We start from the raw sequence: 20436 nt of genomic DNA, 5'->3' as shown, positions 1-20436 counted from the left end.
AAAAGTATACACAGCACCAATGTACTCATTATTTATACAAATAAAAAGCCCGACTAAGGTCGGGCTTTTGGTACTTTACATATAAGTTGGCTTAATGCGCGTGCGCTTCTGCCGACCCTTTAGGATTACGAATACCTTCTACCATTTCTTGTATTTCAACAGGTGTTGGTTGAGTGAATTTCAGTACTACGGCAGCAACAACAAAGTTAATTACCATACCGACTAAACCTATACCTTCAGGCGAAATACCTAAGAACCAGTTCTCTGGGCTGTTAAGCTCTGGGCTCACAAATTTAAAGAAGATGATATACGCTGCAGTAAAGCCAATACCGGTAATCATGCCTGCAATAGCGCCTTCTCTGTTCATTGTTTTAGAGAATATTCCCATGATAATTGCAGGGAAGAAACTCGCCGCAGCTAAACCAAAGGCAAAGGCCACCACCGACGCTACAAAGCCAGGCGGGTTGATTCCAAAGTAAGCAGATATAACAATGGCAATCATCGCGGCTAATCGAGCGGCCAGTAGCTCTTGTTTATCACTAATATCGGGTTTCAGAGTACGTTTGAGTAAATCGTGCGAAACAGAAGTCGAAATAACCAGTAGTAAACCCGCTGTTGTCGACAGTGCTGCTGCAATCCCCCCTGCGGCTACAAGTGCAACAACCCATGCAGGTAAATTAGCTATCTCAGGATTAGCCAATACCATAATATCGCGGTCTACTTTTACTTCGTTTGCGCTATTTGGATCTTCTATTTTACCTGCTGTGTAGAACATTTTGCCGTCACCATTTTTATCATTAAAAGTGATTAGGCCTGTACGTTCCCAGTTTTTGATCCACGCTGGTGCTTCTGCGTACTCTGTGCCACTGCCGTCTTTACCATTGATTGTGTCGATCATGTTTACACGTGCAAACGAGGCAACTGCCGGTGCGGTAGTATAAACAATAGCAATAAATACTAACGTCCATGCAGCTGAAATACGCGTATCTTTTACACGCGGTACAGTGAAGAAGCGAACAATTACATGTGGTAAACCTGCAGTACCGACCATTAATGCACCTGTAATGGCAAATACATCAATCATGCTTTTAGAGCCTTCGGTGTATTGTGCAAAACCCAGCTCTGAGCTTAACCCGTCAAGTTTATCAAGTACATACATACCTGAGCCGTCACTTAAAGTGGCACCAAAGCCTGTTTGTGGAAAGAAATGACCCGTCATCATCATTGAGATAAAAATAGCCGGAACTAAGTATGCAAATACAAGTACACAATACTGCGCTACTTGTGTATAGGTAATGCCTTTCATGCCGCCAAGAACCGCATAGAAAAATACAATCACCATACCAATGTAAACACCGGTTTCAATTTCTACTTCTAAAAAGCGAGAAAACACAACGCCTACGCCGCGCATTTGCCCTGCAATATAAGTAAAACAAATAAATATGGCACATAAAATGGCCACTAAGCGCGCTGTGCGCGAGTAGTAACGGTCGCCAATAAAGTCAGGTACTGTGAACTTGCCGAATTTACGTAAGTAAGGCGCTAAACACATAGCGAGCAGTACGTAACCGCCAGTCCACCCCATTAAGTAAACGCCGCCATCATACCCTGCGAACGAAATAATACCCGCCATTGAAATAAACGACGCGGCGCTCATCCAGTCAGCTGCAGTTGCCATACCATTAGCTAGTGGAGGTACGCCGCCGCCCGCTACGTAAAATTCGTTTGTTGAACCCGCACGGGCCCAAATTGCAATGCCGATATAAAGCGCAAAGCTTAAACCAACAATTATAAATGTGAGTGTTTGAACATCCATTGCTTAGCTCCTATTCGTCTACGCCGTATTTTTTATCTAACGTATTCATTTTGAAAACGTACACAAAAATCAAAGCCACAAAGGTGTAAATCGCGCCTTGCTGGGAGAACCAGAAGCCAAGTTTAAACCCAAAAAAACGTACTTCATTCAGTACATCTACCAGTAATATGCCAAAGCCAAATGAGACCACAAACCATACTGCTAGTAATTTAAACAGTAGTGAAATGTTTTCAGCCCAATAAGCTTTTGCTTGTTCTTCGTCTTTAAAAGCCATTTTTATTTTCCCCTTTAAGCACCGCAGTATCGCGATGGGTGGTTTTTTATCTTCGCTAATCAATTTAGCAACGCAGCTCACATATTGAATTGAGACCATAGTCGTAACACCTAGTTAACGTTTACGTAAACTGCATTTAACCCATTTAATAGAAAACGTTATTTTTATTTAATATCAGCATGTTACGCTTTTTATACTTGCTATACTTATTGCTGATTTACCACTCAGCTCACAAATGCGACATTAGTCTAATACGGAGGCTTTTTACTTTTTATTGTTATTATTCAGTAGGATATATTTTCACTTTAATTTACTATTTAAAATCAGCCCCCACACCTAAGCTCAGTTCTGGTATTGTGTAATAACCTCTTGGGTTGAGGGTCATTTAAAAATAATAAGGGTTAATAACACCATGACTGCCGTTCTGATTATTGTTGCATTAGGGTATATAGGGGTACTGTTTTGGCTAGCAAACTGGGGCGATAAAACAACGCCTTTGGCAAAGCGCATTAGTCATCATCCTTTTGTGTATTCGTTTGCAATTGGTATTTACTGTACCTCTTGGACCTATTACGGCTCGGTAGGCACCGCAGCCACCAGCAGCTGGAGCTATTTACCTATTTTATTGGGTCCGGCCTTATTGTTTTTTTTCGGGCAGGGTTTTTTACGCAAACTAGTTTTGGTTAGTAAAAAACAAAACATCACTACCATTGCCGACTTTATTTCCGCCCGTTATGGCAAACGCCAAACCACCGCCATTATGGTGACTCTTATTGCGCTGCTAGCCACTATTCCTTACATTGCGTTGCAACTTAAAGCCCTAAGCACTAGCTTTTTGCTATTGCAAAATAGCAATAAAATATCGGGTGATATGCTGGCACTTTCTGCCACACTTATCATGGCATTATTTGCAATATTTTTTGGTACCCGCAAAGTCGATGTCACCGAGTATCGCTCTGGGTTAATGCTAGCTGTAGCATTCGAATCTTTAATCAAGCTTTTTGCATTAATGGCTGTGGCAGGCCTCGCTATTTATACATTATTCAACCTACCAGAAACCTCATCAGCTCAGTTAACCGAATCTGCTTGGGCACACTGGAGTAACTTTAATTTTTTTAGTTTTAATTTTATTGGTCAATCCCTTATGGCTGCCGCGGCAATTATTTGTTTACCCCGCCAGTTTCATGTAACCGTGGTCGACAACCAAAATAAGCGCCATTTAAATACCGCTCGTTGGGCGTTCCCCTTATATTTATTACTAACCGCAGCAATGATTTTACCTATAGCGACTGCCGCTATTCACCCAAATATTGGTATTGGTTATTCGCCAGACAGTTTTGTACTGGCACTGCCGCTAATTAACGACAACGCCTTTTTAACAACCTTTGTATTTATTGGTGGCCTATCGGCTGCAACTGCCATGATTGTGGTTGCAACACTGACTCTAAGTACCATGATCTCAAACGATGTAGTGCTGCCATTAATACTGCGTCGTAAGTTTAAACGTAACCTAATTACCACCAGCTATAAGGCACAAATTTTATTAGTAAGGCGCTTTACCATTGCCGGCATTTTAATATTGGCTTATTTTTATCAACAATGGTTTGGCCATAGCAGCGCACTGGCTAGTATGGGCTTAGTTGCCTTTTCGTTAGTGACTCAGTTATTGCCCTCTATTGTTGGTGGCTTATATTGGCGAAAAGGTCATGCCTATGGCGTTTATGCTGGTCTTTTAGCTGGTATAACCTGCTGGGTGCTGTTTTTAATGTTGCCCATTTTAGATGCAGGTAATACCTTAAATAGCGAGTTACAACAAACACTCATCACTCGTGGAACACTCATCGCACTCTTTGCAAATATTGGTTGTTATATTAGTTTTTCTTTAGGGGCTGAAGAGCGCCTTATTGATAAAATTCAGGCCGCTGCGTTTGTAAATCCAAAAGATCAGGCTATTTTGTCTCGCCGTTTAAATAAAGATGTTAAAGCCACGGTTTACGACTTTAAAATATTGCTGCAAACCTTTTTAGGCATACAACGCAGTCAACAAGTACTGGCTCATTACGCACTTGCCCACCATTTAAACGACAATAACGCTCACCCAGAGCCGGAATTTATAGCCTATTGCGAACGCGCATTAACTGGTGTTTTAGGCGCATCATCTGCACAGGCGCTTATTCATACGGTGTCATCGGGTAAACGCATGGCATTTGAAGAAGTTGTTAACTTTTTTGATGAAACCACGCAAGCCCTACAATTTAACCAAAACCTATTATTTACCTCTTTAGAAAACTTAAGCCATGGTATTTCGGTTGTTGATAAAAACTTAAAGCTAGTGGCATGGAACAAGCGCTACAGTGCCATGTTTAACTACCCTGAAGGTTTTTTAGAAGTTGGCCAACCCATAGAGGATATTATTAGATACAACGCTAAACGCGGTGAATGTGGGCCTGGTGAAATAGAACGCCAAATAGAAAAACGCGTGCAACATTTAAAAAATGGTAGCTCTCATCACTTTATACGCCACCGTCGTAATGGCCAAGTGTTTGAGATGATTGGTAATCCACTGCCTGATGGCGGCTTTGTAACGAGCTTTTCTGATATTACAACTCACATAAGCACCCAAAATGCGCTTGAAGAAGTGAACATGGATCTAGAAAACCGTATTGAGGCGCGAACCCAAGAAGTACAAACCATAAATAAAGACTTACAAGCGCAAATAGACAGCCGAGTACAAACGGAGGAAGCACTTACTTTAGCAAAACGAGAGGCTGAACAAGCAAACGACAGTAAAACGCGCTTTTTAGCACTGGCTAGCCACGATATTTTACAACCCCTCAATGCAGCGCGTTTATACCTAGCTGCCATTGATGAAAAACAACTTGATGCCACTAATGCAAATAACTTTAATAAGCTTGGTGACAGCCTAGATTCGACTGTTCACTTAATGTCAGCCCTACTTGAAATAGCTAAACTAGAGCAAGGCGCAATGACCCCTACACCGCGCCACTTTTACATTGAAGATATTTTAGCGCCGCTAAAAAGTGAGTACGCTATTTTATCAAGTGATAAGGGGCTAAAGCTCACCGTGCGTTCTGGTGGCCAAGTTGTGCATAGCGATATCACCTACCTGCGCCGAATTATTCAAAATTTAGTGTCTAATGCTGTTAAATATACTGATAAAGGACGCGTGTTAGTGGCATGTAGAAACCGAAAACATAGCCTGCGCATTGAAGTATGGGACACAGGCCCTGGTATTAGCGACGTTGAACAAGCCAAAATATTTAACGATTTTTATCGCGTCGAGTCTGGCGACAACAAAGGCGTAGGGCTGGGCCTTGGCGTGGTGAAGCGTATGGCAGATTTATTAAGTTTAGAGCTTGATGTGCACTCAGAACCCGGTAAAGGCAGCCGCTTTAGTATTGACGTACCCTATGGTGACGCCCAGTTTGTTCAGCAAAAAAGCGCAGCGAGTAACCTAATAGAAAACCGCACTGCAATAAACATTATTGCCGTAGATGACGACCCAGAAAATCTCGCAGCTATGGCAAGCTTACTTAAAAAGTGGCAAGCAAATTATACCCTGTTTGATAATGTCGAAAACGTCATGTCGCATGCTAAAGCGCATAGCGCACCGGATGTTATATTAATGGATTACCAGTTAGGCAATGAGTGCGATGGCATCACTTTAATTAAAACACTCAGAGAAATATGGCAAAGCGACATCCCGGCTATTTTAATTACCGCAGTACGCGACACCGAACTTAAACAGGAAACAAAAGCAGCTAATATTCACTACTTAAGTAAGCCTATTAAGCCGGGTAAATTAAAAGCCCTGCTTAATCACAGCACTTAATTTGTAACTTAGTTAATCGCAAATAAAAAGCCCAGTACGTTTACTGGGCTTTGCTTAATAAAGTATCCAAATATTTTATATTGTTTTTGAGCGGCTTCTAAGCTTTTGAAATAACCAACTTAGCCCAACTAACGAAAGCCCTAAACCAATAAACGACAGGGCTTTTAACAGCCCCGTTAAATTAGCCATATCAATTAAAAACACTTTTACAATAACAGCCGCAAGTAATCCTAAGCCTATTTTTTGAATAAGTAACTGGTTTTTAAGGTGTCCGAATATAACCGTACCAGCGCCCAGTATTAGCCAAATAACAGAGTAGCTATACAACTCTTCGTTACTGGCCCCTTTTGATAGATAAATATAAGCCCCTTGCCAGTATTGACGAATAAAACTGTTAATGGCAATTAAGCCAAGTATACCTGCAACACCAAGTACAAACGGCGCTATCTTAGCGTTTATAGGTTTAATCAGTGAGTATAACCAAACCGTTAAGCCTGCTGGTACTAACCAAAGTAAAAACAGCCAGTTAAGTACTGGGAGCTCACCAATATAAATAGAGGTTAATAACGGGTTATCGTCGAGTAGTGTTTTAAGTGACATAAAGCCAGCGCCGCCTGCTAGTACACTCCCTGCAATTTGATAAAGCTTAGCTAAGCTCCCCGCAATACGTGCACGATGCAAATAAACGCAGCCCAGCGCAAGCCAATTACAGGTAAGCAAAACTTGCTCATAAAAACTAAGCGCGTCAAATTGTGGGGAGTGTCCCACTAACTGGTAACTGGTTTCGGTTGTAATGAACAGCGCAAAGCAATGAAGCGCAGCCCCTTCTAACCACACTTTTAATTGCGATGTTTTATAGCATTTAGCTGTGGCAAAAAATAATGCGGTACACAGCGGATATACAATAATACTCCAGTGCAAGCCAAATAATGTAAGAGCGTCGTAACTTGGTGTCCATGGCGCAAGCGTTAACCGAAGTAATAAAGCAGCCACTAGCGCTTTAATAGGCCAATGCGGCATAGGCACATTATAACGCTTTATGAGCACACTAATTAACAGTACTTGAATAGCTAATGCAATGGTTAAACCGCTGTCGCTTAGAAGCATAGTTATAGCTAAAGTAATATTCGCATTTGCGCCTACCCAGTAAGTAAAACAGTGAAACAACGTTGTATTATGCTGCGCACACTTAATTAAAATAGCCGCAACCACACATAATACAAAAGCCCAAAGTGGATAAGCGATGCTTAACGCATTGTTTGGAATTAGTACATACAAGGTACTTATCATTACAAAAACGCTAAATGCCGCAGTAATATGAAACGCTAATCGTTTTACCTGTTTTTTACCAAAATAAAGTCCGTACGCCATAAAGCCAAAACCAAGCAATAACCCTAAGCCGTATTCGCTTTTAAATATAAATAATCCATCATCAAAAAAAGCGGATAAAGAATTCATTTGCTCTGCGCTTATAATCATTAGCGTAGCAATAACGAGTGATAGCCCTTGCCATAAATCCCAGCGACTATTTTTAAGTGCTAAAAATAATAACAATCCAATACTTAATACACCGATAGTTTGCCATTCTAAATTGTAATAGCTTATCGACATGGTAAAAATTAGCGGAACTATAAAGGCAAGGAGTAAAAGGTGATCGGGGAATACTTTTATAAGGCGCTTTAAAGAGTGCGGACGATGTTCAATACTTTTTAATTTAAAACCCAAACGCGGCAAAGCAATCAGGCCAACAATACTCAGTAATGCAAAGGTTGCAAGTAACCAAGGTGTATTACTTTTTAGCTGCATTATTATAAAACCAACTAAATACCAACCAATATGCCCTGCCCACATTAAATACCAAAGCCAAGCTCGCTGCACTTTGTGTGCAACCAAGGATGCCGACAAACTAACAAAGCCAACATACATAAATAATGCAAATACGTTGCTACTGCCGGTATTAACCCAAATAGGCACGCTGTAAGCACCAATAATTCCTAACACCGCTAGCAATGGCCCAAGTGTTATTGCCATTATGCTCGCACTTATGGCAATAATAGCTAGCACTATAAAAGCGGTTGTAGGGCTAAGCATTTGATAGCTACTGTAAGCTAAAAGCGTTAATGCAAAACAGGTTATAAACCCGCCACTGGCAAGTGCTGCAGGTATGTAGTTATTAAAGCCTTCAAAAATAATACGTTTATAGTGTAAATAGCTTGCAGCTATGATCAAACCTACCCCAAATAAACCACCTAAGCTGAGCCTCATTACGGGTGATAAAAGCCCTGCTTCTAAGCTGTATTTAGCTAAAAATATGCCGCCAAAAGCAAGCGCTATTGCGCCAATCCAGGTCATCCAATTTTGTTCAAACCCGGTGCGTAGCTTTTCAAACACGGAGGCAATAAATAAAGGGATAGCGGGGTTCGCTTTTATTGATTTAATGTTAGGCGTTACAACCGTATTTACTGGCTCATTTTGCGCTGAATTACTTTTTGGTACTGAGGTAGGCTCTACTTTATAAGCAGTAGATTGTGCATTTAAAGGCGCAACGTGTTTTGAGGATGAAAAAGTTTTTGTATCAGAATGATCCGCACTTGGGCTTGCCTGCATTTTGACTACTTTAGCCCTTAAAATCGCGATTTCTTGCTTTAGGCCGTTTACTTGTATTAATGCAATTAATCCACACAAAGCACCGGTTGCAATAATCAGCATGACTATTACTATTAACCCAATAAAATCATCCATGGCACACTCTTATTATTTATTATGTCATGAGTGTACCTAATTATTACTAAGCCGTTAAATTTTGTTCAATAAAAAGCCTAAATACACTCTGTATTTAGGCTTTTAACACTCATTTGATTATTCAACACTGTCTGTAATTGTGCGCTCTAAAGACATTTTATAACCCGTTGCTGTGGTTTCGTCATGCTCTAAAATTAATATGTAATTTCCCTCTTGAGTAAAATCCATATCACTTTGTTGAATAAGTACAATTTGCTGTCCGTTATCTTCGTAAACTGCGTAAACTGTATAAATTTCGTTATCAACTACTTGCTCTTCTTGATCGTAGCGGTCTATGCCATCAACTACATTGCTGGTGTCGTCGACCGTTTCTCCATCAAGGGTAAAGTACACATCAATGTCGGTCACCGACTGCCCTGCGTAACTCTCAATAAGGTTAACAACCGATACAGTATGGCTATAACTGCTTGGTGTTAAATGTTCTTCAACACTCATCATGCGTAGGCCATTATCGATATCGTTATAAAAAATGCCAACCGCGCTTTGCTCACGTTCAAGCGTCATTAAAAAGTTATCGGCTAGTTTATTACTTTGCTCATCAAACATCGCCACGCTGTAACTGTTTGGCGAAAGCTCTATGTAATCTGTATACGCATCGCTTGATACCGTATTTGTTGGGGTTTCTGTAGTACCACGCGTTACACTGAAGCTAACTGGTGAATAGTCATCAAGGGTATTAATAAAACGTAATTGCCCTAATGCCGATTGGTGTTTAAGTTCAGTAACATAGTTATTGTCGGTTACTACATCAAGCGAAATGCCACTTAGCTCTGTGGCATAACTTGGGCGGATAATCGCTACGTAGCTTGCCTCATCATACAAATAAACCGATGACGACTCGTAAACTACATCACTACTGCCCGCGGGGGTAATAAAAATAGTGTAATATCCTTCATCTACACTTTGTAAGTCTAATTCACTTAAGTACTGCGCAGATGCAAACAATGTCGCGCTTTCAAATACGCCATCGTCTGTTGCAAGATAAATATCGTAGCTGGTGTCTTCACCCGTAATATTAAAAAAGCCAAGATTAAACTCACCCGTATCGCTACTAATAGGCACCGTTAACTCTGTAAAGGTGGGTTCAGCAAAATCACCACTCATGACAACTAATTGCGTTTTATCACCTTTAATTGAAATTTCTTGGTCACTAATAGTAATGTAGCTATCGTTAGCGTCTAAATATTCAAAGCTAACATCAAATGTGCCAGTGCTGTAATTATGGCGGGTGGTGACTTCTGCAAAGTCGGCGCCTGAGCGCTCTGTTTCTTCAACAAACAAGCGCGTATAAGGGCTGTTGTATGAGCCATTATACATTTGAATATAACCTGTAGAGCTTGCGCTATCATCAGAGCCACAGCCAGATAAAACACCAAGTAAAGTAAGAGGTAAAGCAACTTTTAAAAGAGGGTTGGTCATCAAGGGGATTCCTTATTATTAATATCCCCTCTACGACCTCTACATTTTAATTTAATTTCACGCTTTACAAAGTATTACCTAAGCTGACATTTACTTACGAAAACGTAAAAAAGTGTAGCAAATGTGCAAACAATAAGGACCCGCTATTTACGGCTTTGTTGCGATTACGAATCGGTTGCGACCACTATTTTTAGCTTTGTATAAAGCTTGGTCTGCGCGTTTCATTACGCTGTCAAATGATTCGTTTTTAAAACGTTTAGCTACCCCAATACTGGCACTAGTATAAAGCTCGTCGGTAACCTCAATAGTGCGAGCACTCGCTAACACCGACTCAGCAAACGCCTGCATTTGTTCTAAAGTGCAGTTTGGTAGGTAGCCTGCAAACTCCTCACCACCAATACGCGCAAAAATATTGCCGTCTTCAAATAGAGCGTCTATTTTACTAGCAAAAGCTTTAAGCACCTTGTCGCCCTTACCGTGGCCGAAGGTATCGTTAATAGATTTAAAATGATCAATATCGATAATGATTACTGCATACGATTCGTCTGTCTCGTTTTCAACGTATTCGTAAAAACATCGGCGATTGTAAACTTGGGTAAGATCGTCAACTATAAATTCTTGGGCTAGTCTATTGTGCATTTTTTGCATAAATAACATAGTTTTAAATAAGCCATAAGCAGTAATAACAACCCCTACAGAAATACATAAGTCTTTTATGTACAACGTGACCCATTGTGGTTGAACAACAAGCTCGTCAAGCACATCGGCAGTCATTCCAACTATCCATAGCATTAATCCAATGGTGACATACTGGTATGCTTTTTTAGCTAATTTAGAACACTGCACAACCCAAAAAACCGTCATTATGACAATAAGATTTATGAACTCGCTAGCAAAACCAGACATGCTTTTTTTAGCACCTACCAGTGGGAAATAGGTGAAGTTGTAAATAGTGAAAACCACTATAAACACTAGCAGCGCAAACATAAGTAATTTGTTTAACCGCGTTATACGAGTAAAGCGGGTCAACTTAAGGCTGACAGTTTCAACATTCATCATATAAATAGATTACACTTGAGCTAATAAATCATCTTTAAGAATTATAACACAAGATAGAAATTTAGCCTTAAAGTAAGGTACTAATACCCCACCCCAGTAAAACTAAAATAGTTAAACTAATCATAGCTTTAACTTTATGTTTACTAATTATACGTTCAGCTTGGTTTCCTGCGTAATACACAACAATAGCAAGCCCAAAGTAACGAATTGAACGAGCAATTGCGCTGGCTAATAAAAATAACCCAAGAGAGTACTTGGTAGCGCCCGCAGCAAGCATCGCTATTTGAAATGGGATGGGTACTATCCCTAAAGTAATAACAAACCAAAAACCTTGGTCGTGCATTTTTTGTTTAACATTTTCGAACTGTTCTGGGCTTGAAAAAGCGCTGATCACCCAATCGCCAACAGCATCAAATAAATAATAACCAAGGGCATAGCCAAATAATGCACCCACAACACAACCCAGTGTTGCCATTAGTGCAATCAGCCACAGCTTTTCTCGCTGTGCCTGCATAAGTGGCACCATTACAGCCTCAAGTGGAATCGGAACAATAGTCGACTCTAAAAACGACGCAATCGTAATGCCGCTGAGCATATGCTTTGACTCTATAAAATTACGTGTTTTTTGTTTTAGCTTTTTTTGTAAAGCCATAAGTCGCTCCTGCTAATTGCCCATTGCCCTGTGTTTACGTACTTATATTGACACAGCTAAGTTAATACAACCTGAAACACGCTTTAAAAAGCAATAAACAATCACTTAGTAATAGCGTTAACAAAATAGCAATATTTATAAGAATATTTTATTATGTGCAAATGCAGTTAAATACCTACCAAAGCAGTTAAAAATTTATGCAAAATGCGCGTTTTATCCCCTTTCGTAAGCAAGATATTATTGAAATGTGTAGCAATGAACTTGACAGTAATACACAAAAAACCTCGTTTAAACAGTTTTGTGACCTACTTGCTAGCCTTATTCATTATGATTATCACGAAACGCTTGAGTCGCTAAAAAATAACTATGCGCCCTTTGATCCTAATAGCGATACACGCTCTTTAGCGCCTGTATCGAGCGATCAAAAAGCGCAGTGCCAACGCGCATTTGCCAAAGACTTTGCTAAGGTTTTAAATGCCGCTAATTTTGAAGTCATTACCAACGAAGATTTACAAGATGCTTTAAATGAGGAGTCATTATTTAAAGTACGTCTTGAGGTAGAGTTTGACGACTTTGAAGAAGTTGTTTTTTATCGCCGTGGCGAATCACAACTTACTGAAACAATAACCAGCTTTTGGGGCCTACGTAAAAAGCCGCTGCACTTTACCAATTACGACCGCGTTGCGGTGTTTATTCGTTTTAAAGATAAAGCCTACTTTGAGGCTAAGAATAAAGCGCCTTTAGGGTTTGAGCCAAGCTCGACCATAGTTAAGCTATTTCAAAATGTACCCAAAGCCGATCTTGAAATGCTATTTCCTAATAGCGAAGTACGCATGCGCCCTATAGATAAAGTGATTATTGGCTCGTCTGCTTTAGTGGGTGGTGCTGTAGTATTAATTACAAAGCTAGGCGCATCAATTTTATTATTGTTTGCTTTGATTGCTTTTTGGGGCGGCTTTAGAAGTGAAGCCGTAGAAATGACCCAGCAACACTTTATTACCTTTGCTATTGGCATGGGAGTATTTGGTAGCTTTATTTTTAAAGAATGGAGTAAATTTAAAAACCGTAAAATTAAATTTATGAAAGCGCTAAGCGATAATCTTTACTTTAAAAACCTTGATAATAACGCCGGTGTTTTTCACACTCTTATTGACGCCGCCGAAGAAGAAGACATAAAAGAAGCCCTGCTGGCCTATACATTTTTACTAAAATCAGAAAGTGGCCTGAGCGCACAAATGCTTGATGAGCAAATAGAGGCATGGTTTAAATCAGAGTATAAATGCGAACTCGACTTTGAAATTAGCGATGCGCTTGAAAAGCTCACTCGAATGCGTTTAGTAACCTGCACTAACAATTTGTATAGCGCAATAAATTTAGATCATGCAAAAACTATTTTGGATGAGCGCTGGGATAATCTGTTTCAATATAATTAATCTGCAATGTTTACCTAACAACAAAAAAGCAGCTGTAATTACAGCTGCTTTTTACATTACTTAACAAGATGCAATTAGCTAAGCAGCTTGATGCCTAGTAAATTTTGCATGCACTAATTTATAAAGCGCAGGCAATATTAATAGCGTTAGTAGAGTTGATGAAATAATCCCACCAACCACAACCGTTGCCAGCGGCCTTTGTAGCTCAGCGCCGGTGCCTGTATTTAGCGCCATAGGAATAAACCCTAAACTCGCCACTAAAGCAGTCATAAGTACTGGTCGCAGACGCGAAAGCGCACCGATTTGTATTGCATCTATCAAACTAAGTCCATCGGCTCTTAACTGCTTAATAAACGACAGCATAACCACACCATTTAATACCGCTACACCACTTAGCGCGATAAACCCCACACCTGCAGATATTGATAACGGCATATCACGTAAAAGCAGCGCAAGCACACCACCACTAAGCGCAAGTGGTACGCCGCTAAATATAATTAACGAATCACGAAGTGAATTAAACGCGCTATAAAGCAGGCCAAATATAAGCAATAAAGTAACTGGCACTACTAGCGATAGCCGCTTACTTGCTGATTCTAGTTGTTCAAACGTGCCGCCATATTCAATCCAATAACCACTAGGTAAATTAAGCTGCGAATTTAAAGCGGCTTGCGCGTCGCTTACAAAGCTTGCTAAATCGCGCCCTTCTACATTTGCAGTTACTACAACATTACGCTTACCGCTTTCGCGGTTTATTTGATTAGGCCCTTTATCAATACTAATATTTGCCACCTCGCCAAGCGGTACAAATGCAAGGTCGGGGTTAGCACTTTTTGGTACAGCAACAGGTAAACGTGCAAGCTGTGTTATATCGCTAGACCAACGCTCATCTAAACGCACTAATAACAAAAAACGTTTATCGCCCTCATAAATAAGCCCAGTTTGCACACCGCCTACCGCAGCGCTTACACTTTGCTGTATGTCAGTTACTGTTAAACCTAACAGCGCCATGTGGTCGCGAAGCGGCGTAACCGAAAGCGTAGGCAGGCCTTCCATTTGCTCAAGGCGTACATCTGTTGCGCCAGTAATGCTTTGCACCAAGGCTGTGGCTTTTTCGCCATACTGTTTTAATGTTGATAAATCATCGCCGTAAATACGCACGGCAACATCGGCGCGCACACCGGCTATTAACTCGTTAAAGCGCATTTCTATCGGCTGCGTAAATTCATAGTTATTACCTGGCACTTCATTTACTAAATGGCGAATTTGCTTAACCAGTTCTTCTTTAGATAAAGTAGAGTTTGGCCATTGATCGCGTGGTTTTAACATTAAAAAAGTGTCGGCAACGTTAGGTGGCATCGGATCGTTTGCTACATCTGGAGTACCAATTTTTGAAAATACTTTTTCAACTTCAGGTATGGCTAAAATGGCTTGCTCTAGCTCTTTTTGCATTTTTACCGATTGCTCAATACCGGTACCGGTAATACGCAGTGCATGCATGGCTATATCGCCCTCATCAAGCTGCGGTAAAAACTCAGCGCCCATATTTTTAACTTTAAAGCCAAGTGCAATCACTAAAATACCCGCAATACATACCATCATCCACGGTAACTTAAGCGATAGACCAAGTAGCGGTTTATAGCCTTTTTTAATACCGCGCATAACTGCATTTTCGCTTTCACTCACCTTGCCACGTACGAATACCGCAATAGCGGCAGGTACAAAGGTAACGGCAAAAATAAGTGCGCCAACTAATGCAGCAACCACTGTAAACGCCATTGGCTGAAACATTTTGCCCTCAACACCACTTAATGCAAACAGCGGTAAATACACCAGCATAATAATTAAAATGCCAAATACTGCTGGGCTGAACACTTCTTTAGTGGCGGCGGTTACCACACTTAAACGCTCGTTTAGTGTAAGTAGCCTGCCATGCTTATGTTGCGCAAGGCCAAGTTGCCTTAAGCAATTTTCAACTACAATTACAGCGCCATCAACAATTAAACCAAAGTCGATTGCGCCTAGGCTCATTAAGTTACCCGACACCCTATTACCTACCATACCGGTAATGGCAAATAACATACTAAGCGGAATAACCATGGCCGTAGTTAATGCGCCAGTTACATTACCCAGTAGTAGCAGTAAAATAACAACCACCAGCACCGCGCCTTCAAACAGATTAGTTTTTACAGTGTCTATGGTTTTATCAACAAGGGTTGTACGGTCATAAACAGCCTCAACCACAACACCTTCAGGCAAGCTTAGCTGTACATCTTTGAGTTTATCTGCCATGGCTTTTGCCACTACGCGGCTGTTTTCACCAATGAGCATCATGGCGGTGCCAAGCACGGTTTCTTTACCGTTGTAGGTAGCAGCGCCGGTTCTGAGCTCTTTACCTAGACGCACATTTGCTACATCTTTTATGCGAACGGGTGCATCATCGCGCTTAGCAACTACGGTATTGGCTATATCATCAATGGTTTTTAATTGCCCTGGCGAGCGTAATAAGTACTGCCCGTCAAAACGCTCTATAAACCCTGCACCTTGGTTACTATTATTTAATTTAAGTGCCGTAATTACATCACTTAGTGTGAGCTTATAAGCCAATAACTTTTCGGGCATGGGCGCTACTTGATATTGGCGCTCAAAACCCCCTTGGCTGTTTACTTCGGTTACGCCTTTTACTTTTAATAGCTGCGGGCGAATAACCCAATCTTGCAGGGTGCGTAAATCTTCTGCGTTAAATGGCGTACCATCGTCTTTTAATGCACCGTTATTTGCATGCACAGAGTAAGTAAAAATCTCCCCTAGCCCGCTGGCAATTGGCCCTAAGTTTGGTTCAATATTGGCTGGTAAGTCTGATCGAATACTTTGAATGCGCTCTGATATTTGCTGGCGCGCCCAGTAAATATCGGTGCCTTCATTAAAAATAACGGTAACTTGCGAAAGCCCATAACGCGAAATTGAGCGGGTGTAATCAAGCTTAGGAATACCCGCCATTGCAGTTTCAATCAAATATGTAATGCGCTGCTCGGCTTCAAGCGGAGTAAAGCCCGGCGCTTTGGTATTTATTTGCACTTGTACATTAGTTATATCGGGTACGGCATCAACGGCTAAATTTTGTGTGTTATATACGCCAAACCCAGCAAATAAGAGTGTGAGCGCAAGCACCATCATGCGGCGCTTAACCGCAAACGAAACTATCCAGTTAATCATGTTGCCTCCTAGTGAGAGTGACTTGCGCCGCTTTTTAAAATATCGGCTTTAATTACATAACTATTCTCAGTTACGTACTCACTGTTTGGCGAAAGTCCTTCGAGCACTTCTACCCATTCGCTGTTTTTAGCACCGAGTTTTACTGGGCGTACTTCAAACACATTGCCACTTTTTATAAACACGCTAGGTTTGCCGTTAAATTCCTGAACAGCAATCGCTTTAACGCGAACAGCCGCATCTATTTTTGCAATGCTAATATCACTATTAACATGCATACCAGGTCGCCAATGGCCATCAGGGTTTTTAAGCTCGATTCGCGCACGTGCAATATGCCCACCACTCATCATTGGGGCTATGTAAAACACCTCACCTTGGGCATTTAAATGATGATGTAAGTCATACACTGTAGCGCTTTGCCCTATGGCAAGCTTTTCAATGTTATCGGGAAAGGCCGACAGCTCAACCCATACGGTTTCAAGGTTTACTATTTGCATTAGCGCGCTACTGGCAAGCTCGCCGCGCTTTAAATATTGCTCACTAATAACGCCTGTAATTGGGCTTTTTATGGTGTAATTTTGTAAGGTTTCGCGGTTAGTTATACTGGCAAGCTTATCGCCTTTTTTAACGTTTTGACCAATGCTTACAAAAATATCGTTAACTAAGCCGATATAAGGCGCCATTACTTCAACGGTGCTCTGCGCAGTGGGTGCTATAACACCAAATAAAGTATCTGTTAGCTCAACGCTACCTGCTTTTGCAATGTCGGTTTTAATCCCCGTGCGTTCAATTGCTTTCTCGCTTAGCGTTGTGCGCCCTTCTTCTTGCTCATAATGATAATTTATTTCAGCGCCTTTATAGCGAGCCATTACATCAAACTTAAAAGAATGCGGCTCGTTTACGCTCACGGTACTTACTAAATAGTCATCTTCAGCTTTAAAGCGAATAAGCTGTGGCTCTTCACCTAAACGCTGCACGTTTATGGTTACCGCTAACTGGTTTATATCAACAGCTTTACCGTTATTAAACCCATATATTCGCAGCTCAGTATTACCGGCAAACTGGGTTAATTTAAGCTCTAAATCAAGGGCGTTATTGGTTAGTAAAAATCCGCCATGCGGGCCTTTTTGTGTGTGTTCGTCTTTATGACCTTGTTCGTGGCTGTCTCCATGACTTTCTTCGTGATTGTCGTCAGATGCCATAGCCGTGCTACTTAAAAATGGGAGTGTAAATAATTGCGTAATTAATAATGCGATAAGAGTTTTATTCATGATTGATGAGTCTCAATTAAAGGTTGGCCAGTTAAACGCTCAAGGGTAAGCAGCACTTGGTATAGTTCGCTATGGGTGTTAATAAGTGCACGTTTAGAATCAAATAAAGCTTGCTGTGCGTCGAGTAATTGCAATACCGATATTTGCCCTTGTTGATAGCTTTTTAAACTTTGTTTTATAAGCGTTTGCGCTTGTGGAATAACGCGCTGTGTTAAAAGCTGTGCTTGCGCCGCTTTGCCTTGGTAATACGCATAGAGCGTGCGTATTTGCTTACGTAACTGTATACGTAATTGCCCTTGTTGCTCATTAAGTAGCGTAAGCTGATGCTGCGCAGCCTCAATATTCCCGCCATTAGCATTACTTAATTGCAGCGGCATTGAAAACGAAAAAACCAACGAGCTGGCATCAGTTTGCTGGTTATATCGCACACCACCACCAAGGGTCAAATCACTTTGACCCGTTGATTTTTGCAGCGCTAAATTAGCCGTTTTTTGCATATATTGCTGCTGTAGCAGTGCAAATTCAGGCGCTGTATTTACCGCCTCAAGTAACGCCGCCTCACTTTTAATAGCTGCTATTTGTGATAAATCGCCCGCATAGTAATCACTCACTTTCACCTCTTGCCAAAGCTCATTGAGTGCTAAGCGAGAGCGCTCAAACTCACTTTGTAGCATGGCCGTATTTAAATCGACTTGGCTTAATGCATAACGCATGCGGGTTACATCAGCACTTGAGACCGCACCGGCTTTAGCGCGTTTTTCAATTGCGTTGAGTGCCTGCTTAACAGTGTTTTTACGCTCACTGTTTAACGCAATTAACGCCTGAAATTTTAGTACTTGGTAATAACGCTCAGCGGTGGTTGCTAAAAGTGCTAACCGAGTATTTTTATACTCAATTGTTTGCGCTTTTATATTTGCAGTAGCGTAATTAATACGATTTTGGCGTTTATCGCCAAGCTCAATTAACTGGCTTAAAGCCAGCGTGTACTGCGCCCCCGAAAACGCATGAGAGCCATGAGTTCCTAAAAAGTTTTCAGCTTCAAAGCTCAGCTCAGGGTTAGGTGAAAGCGCTGCTTGGCTTTTAAGCGCGGTTAATATTTTTTGATGGTACGGGTAGCGTTTAAGCTGTAAGTTTTGCTGCTCAGTATTTTTAAGCGCTTGCTTTAGCGTTAATACGTTTTGAGGCTCGCTTTTTGCCAAAGCGCTCAGTGTTGGTAATGCACACATTAGCGCCACCAGCATAAGTAGTTTTTTGTTCATATAGCATATCCGTTTTAACAAACAGAGTTGGCTTAATCACTATGCCTATTTTAAAAACAAGCGCGATTAAGCAACCTAAATATGTACATAATTAGCCTTGTAGCGCACAGGCGCAGGCAGTTATATACAAAGTGTTTAAAATTAAAAACTAGCTATAAAAATTGGGTGGCGGAACATCTGGTGGATAATTTAAACCATTGTAACAAGCATTGTTTGTGGCTTGGCTTTGTTCAGGGCTTATTGAATGGTTTATCGTACTGTAGTAGCCACAGTGGCAATGCTGATGGGCATGAATTTCGGTAGGTGGTTGCGCGTCTTTATCGTTTGTATCGGCCACAGACTGAACGTGCGAAGCATGATCGACTTCTTCTTGTAAATGATACGCGGCAGCATCACAGCTAATAAAGCTGTGTACAAGCACAAGAAGTATCACGACTAAAAAGTAGTTTGAGCGCATCCATTACCTAAAACTATAAAATGCAATTTAAGAAACCGCACAATACCTTAAATTTATTCAAATGTAGAGAGCCGCCCACGTTATTTTCTAAATTCACTTGGTGACACGCCCACTGATTTTTTAAACCGTTTTGAAAAATTAAATATATTAGGGTATCCCACATAAGCGGCAATATGGGCAACAGGCCAGCGGGTATTTAGTAACAAGTTTTTGGCCCGCTTAATTCGTAAATAAATCAGTTGCTGCATAGGACTTTTACCAAATTGAGCTTGGCATAACCTATGTAAATGCGGTGCTGAGTAATGTACTTGTTCGCACATAGCCTCTATTGTCCAATCAAACTGCAGGCGCTCTTCTACCTCTAAAAACAAACTAGTTAACCGGTTGTGCCCGCCTATTTGCGGCTCGCTTTGCAACGTAGTGTTTAAGTAGTGACTTAAAATAGGCATAACGCCTTCACGTAAAGTAGCGTTACTTTCGCTGTATAAAAGCTCCATTGCAAAGTGCAGCGGCTGTAATTTTTGATCATAAAGTACCAGCGCCTCAACTAAGTTTAAGTGTTTCCAACGATTAGTATTTGCAAGGTTTAACCAAATAACATCCCAATGCGCAGCATCAATTTTAACTTCAAAGCCTTGCTTGGCAGGTAACACAATGAGCGTATTCGCTGTCAATGTATATTGGTTATGTTCTGTAACCAACTTTCCTTGACCTGATAACGTATAAAACAGTGTGTGCTCCAAAGGCGATGAGCGCGCAACACAATATCGCCCAGATAAGTTAGAGCACCCAGCTAGCGTAAGTTCCAAATCTGAGGCTTGTGCTAAAGCCGCTACGTCAATAAACCGCTCTATACAAGTAGGGCCAATATCGAGTACATCTAAAATGGTGTTGCGCATAATTTAAAATGATAGTTTTGGATAAATAA

Annotated in this window: 13 protein-coding genes; 2 read left to right on the top strand and 11 right to left on the bottom strand. The window is 41.0% G+C overall.

What is annotated here, in order from left to right; all coding sequences use genetic code 11:
- Positions 1–91 precede the first annotated feature (91 nt).
- Both RF53_RS01835 and RF53_RS01830 read right to left on the bottom strand, forming a co-directional pair.
- The gene (locus tag RF53_RS01835) at positions 92–1816 is read right to left on the bottom strand and encodes a sodium:solute symporter family protein (RefSeq protein ID WP_039036454.1); all 1725 of its coding nucleotides are present in this window, start codon (positions 1814–1816) and stop codon (positions 92–94) included.
- Positions 1817–1826: 10 nt separating this feature from the next.
- The gene (locus RF53_RS01830; RefSeq protein ID WP_004586074.1) at positions 1827–2090 is read right to left on the bottom strand and encodes a DUF4212 domain-containing protein; all 264 of its coding nucleotides are present in this window, start codon (positions 2088–2090) and stop codon (positions 1827–1829) included.
- Between the two features lie 412 nt (positions 2091–2502).
- On the opposite strand from RF53_RS01830, the gene RF53_RS01825 reads away from it, so the two are divergent.
- Positions 2503–5943, top strand: coding sequence for a PAS domain-containing hybrid sensor histidine kinase/response regulator (locus RF53_RS01825; RefSeq protein WP_039036453.1), 3441 nt, complete (start codon positions 2503–2505; stop codon positions 5941–5943).
- 75 nt (positions 5944–6018) lie between these two features.
- Here the strand turns inward: RF53_RS01825 and RF53_RS01820 are convergent, their stop codons facing one another.
- The 4 genes from RF53_RS01820 to RF53_RS01805 form a co-directional block, all read right to left on the bottom strand.
- Entirely contained in the window at positions 6019–8685 is a 2667-nt protein-coding gene (locus tag RF53_RS01820; protein ID WP_039036452.1) for a DUF2339 domain-containing protein, read from the bottom strand.
- Between the two features lie 117 nt (positions 8686–8802).
- Positions 8803–10164 carry a hypothetical protein gene (locus RF53_RS01815; RefSeq protein WP_039036451.1) on the bottom strand — a complete coding sequence of 454 codons (1362 nt, stop codon included), beginning with the start codon at positions 10162–10164 and terminating at the stop codon, positions 8803–8805.
- A gap of 147 nt (positions 10165–10311) precedes the next feature.
- Positions 10312–11220: a GGDEF domain-containing protein gene (locus tag RF53_RS01810; RefSeq protein WP_039036450.1), complete on the bottom strand. Its 909-nt coding sequence runs from the start codon at positions 11218–11220 to the stop codon at positions 10312–10314.
- Positions 11221–11290: 70 nt separating this feature from the next.
- Entirely contained in the window at positions 11291–11875 is a 585-nt protein-coding gene (locus RF53_RS01805; protein ID WP_039036449.1) for a YqaA family protein, read from the bottom strand.
- A 197-nt stretch (positions 11876–12072) separates the two neighbouring features.
- Between RF53_RS01805 and RF53_RS01800 the strand changes: the two genes are divergently transcribed.
- Positions 12073–13308 (top strand): TMEM143 family protein, encoded by a 1236-nt coding sequence (locus RF53_RS01800; RefSeq protein WP_039036448.1) that lies wholly within the window; start codon positions 12073–12075, stop codon positions 13306–13308.
- 78 nt (positions 13309–13386) lie between these two features.
- Here the strand turns inward: RF53_RS01800 and RF53_RS01795 are convergent, their stop codons facing one another.
- The 5 genes from RF53_RS01795 to RF53_RS01775 form a co-directional block, all read right to left on the bottom strand.
- Positions 13387–16524 carry an efflux RND transporter permease subunit gene (locus RF53_RS01795; protein ID WP_039036447.1) on the bottom strand — a complete coding sequence of 1046 codons (3138 nt, stop codon included), beginning with the start codon at positions 16522–16524 and terminating at the stop codon, positions 13387–13389.
- Positions 16525–16532: 8 nt separating this feature from the next.
- On the bottom strand, positions 16533–17792 hold the full coding sequence (locus RF53_RS01790; protein WP_039036446.1) for an efflux RND transporter periplasmic adaptor subunit: 1260 nt from the start codon (positions 17790–17792) through the stop codon (positions 16533–16535).
- Complete coding sequence (locus RF53_RS01785) at positions 17789–19051, bottom strand: TolC family protein (protein WP_039036445.1); 1263 nt, start codon at positions 19049–19051, stop codon at positions 17789–17791. Before RF53_RS01785 ends, RF53_RS01790 begins: the two co-directional genes overlap by 4 nt.
- Positions 19052–19199: 148 nt before the next feature.
- Positions 19200–19508, bottom strand: coding sequence for a hypothetical protein (locus RF53_RS01780; protein WP_006791838.1), 309 nt, complete (start codon positions 19506–19508; stop codon positions 19200–19202).
- 80 nt (positions 19509–19588) lie between these two features.
- Positions 19589–20407, bottom strand: coding sequence for a helix-turn-helix transcriptional regulator (locus RF53_RS01775; RefSeq protein ID WP_039036444.1), 819 nt, complete (start codon positions 20405–20407; stop codon positions 19589–19591).
- Positions 20408–20436: the final 29 nt, after the last annotated feature.

It is taken from the genome of Pseudoalteromonas sp. ECSMB14103 (genome assembly GCF_000813065.1).
GTDB classification, from domain to species: domain Bacteria; phylum Pseudomonadota; class Gammaproteobacteria; order Enterobacterales; family Alteromonadaceae; genus Pseudoalteromonas; species Pseudoalteromonas marina.
Note: the sequence above shows the minus strand (reverse complement) of the source record. Positions and strands in the feature narration are given on the sequence as shown.

Excerpts from the sequence above, each read along its gene's own strand:
- RF53_RS01835 (WP_039036454.1), bottom strand. The coding sequence starts at position 1,816 with ATGGATGTTCAAACACTCACATTTATAATTGTTGGTTTAAGCTTTGCG.
- RF53_RS01805 (WP_039036449.1), bottom strand. The coding sequence starts at position 11,875 with ATGGCTTTACAAAAAAAGCTAAAACAAAAAACACGTAATTTTATAGAG.
- RF53_RS01785 (WP_039036445.1), bottom strand. The coding sequence starts at position 19,051 with ATGAACAAAAAACTACTTATGCTGGTGGCGCTAATGTGTGCATTACCA.
- RF53_RS01800 (WP_039036448.1), top strand. The coding sequence starts at position 12,073 with ATGCAAAATGCGCGTTTTATCCCCTTTCGTAAGCAAGATATTATTGAA.
- RF53_RS01790 (WP_039036446.1), bottom strand. The coding sequence starts at position 17,792 with ATGAATAAAACTCTTATCGCATTATTAATTACGCAATTATTTACACTC.
- RF53_RS01830 (WP_004586074.1), bottom strand. The coding sequence starts at position 2,090 with ATGGCTTTTAAAGACGAAGAACAAGCAAAAGCTTATTGGGCTGAAAAC.
- RF53_RS01795 (WP_039036447.1), bottom strand. The coding sequence starts at position 16,524 with ATGATTAACTGGATAGTTTCGTTTGCGGTTAAGCGCCGCATGATGGTG.
- RF53_RS01825 (WP_039036453.1), top strand. The coding sequence starts at position 2,503 with ATGACTGCCGTTCTGATTATTGTTGCATTAGGGTATATAGGGGTACTG.
- RF53_RS01820 (WP_039036452.1), bottom strand. The coding sequence starts at position 8,685 with ATGGATGATTTTATTGGGTTAATAGTAATAGTCATGCTGATTATTGCA.
- RF53_RS01815 (WP_039036451.1), bottom strand. The coding sequence starts at position 10,164 with ATGACCAACCCTCTTTTAAAAGTTGCTTTACCTCTTACTTTACTTGGT.
- RF53_RS01775 (WP_039036444.1), bottom strand. The coding sequence starts at position 20,407 with ATGCGCAACACCATTTTAGATGTACTCGATATTGGCCCTACTTGTATA.
- RF53_RS01780 (WP_006791838.1), bottom strand. The coding sequence starts at position 19,508 with ATGCGCTCAAACTACTTTTTAGTCGTGATACTTCTTGTGCTTGTACAC.
- RF53_RS01810 (WP_039036450.1), bottom strand. The coding sequence starts at position 11,220 with ATGAATGTTGAAACTGTCAGCCTTAAGTTGACCCGCTTTACTCGTATA.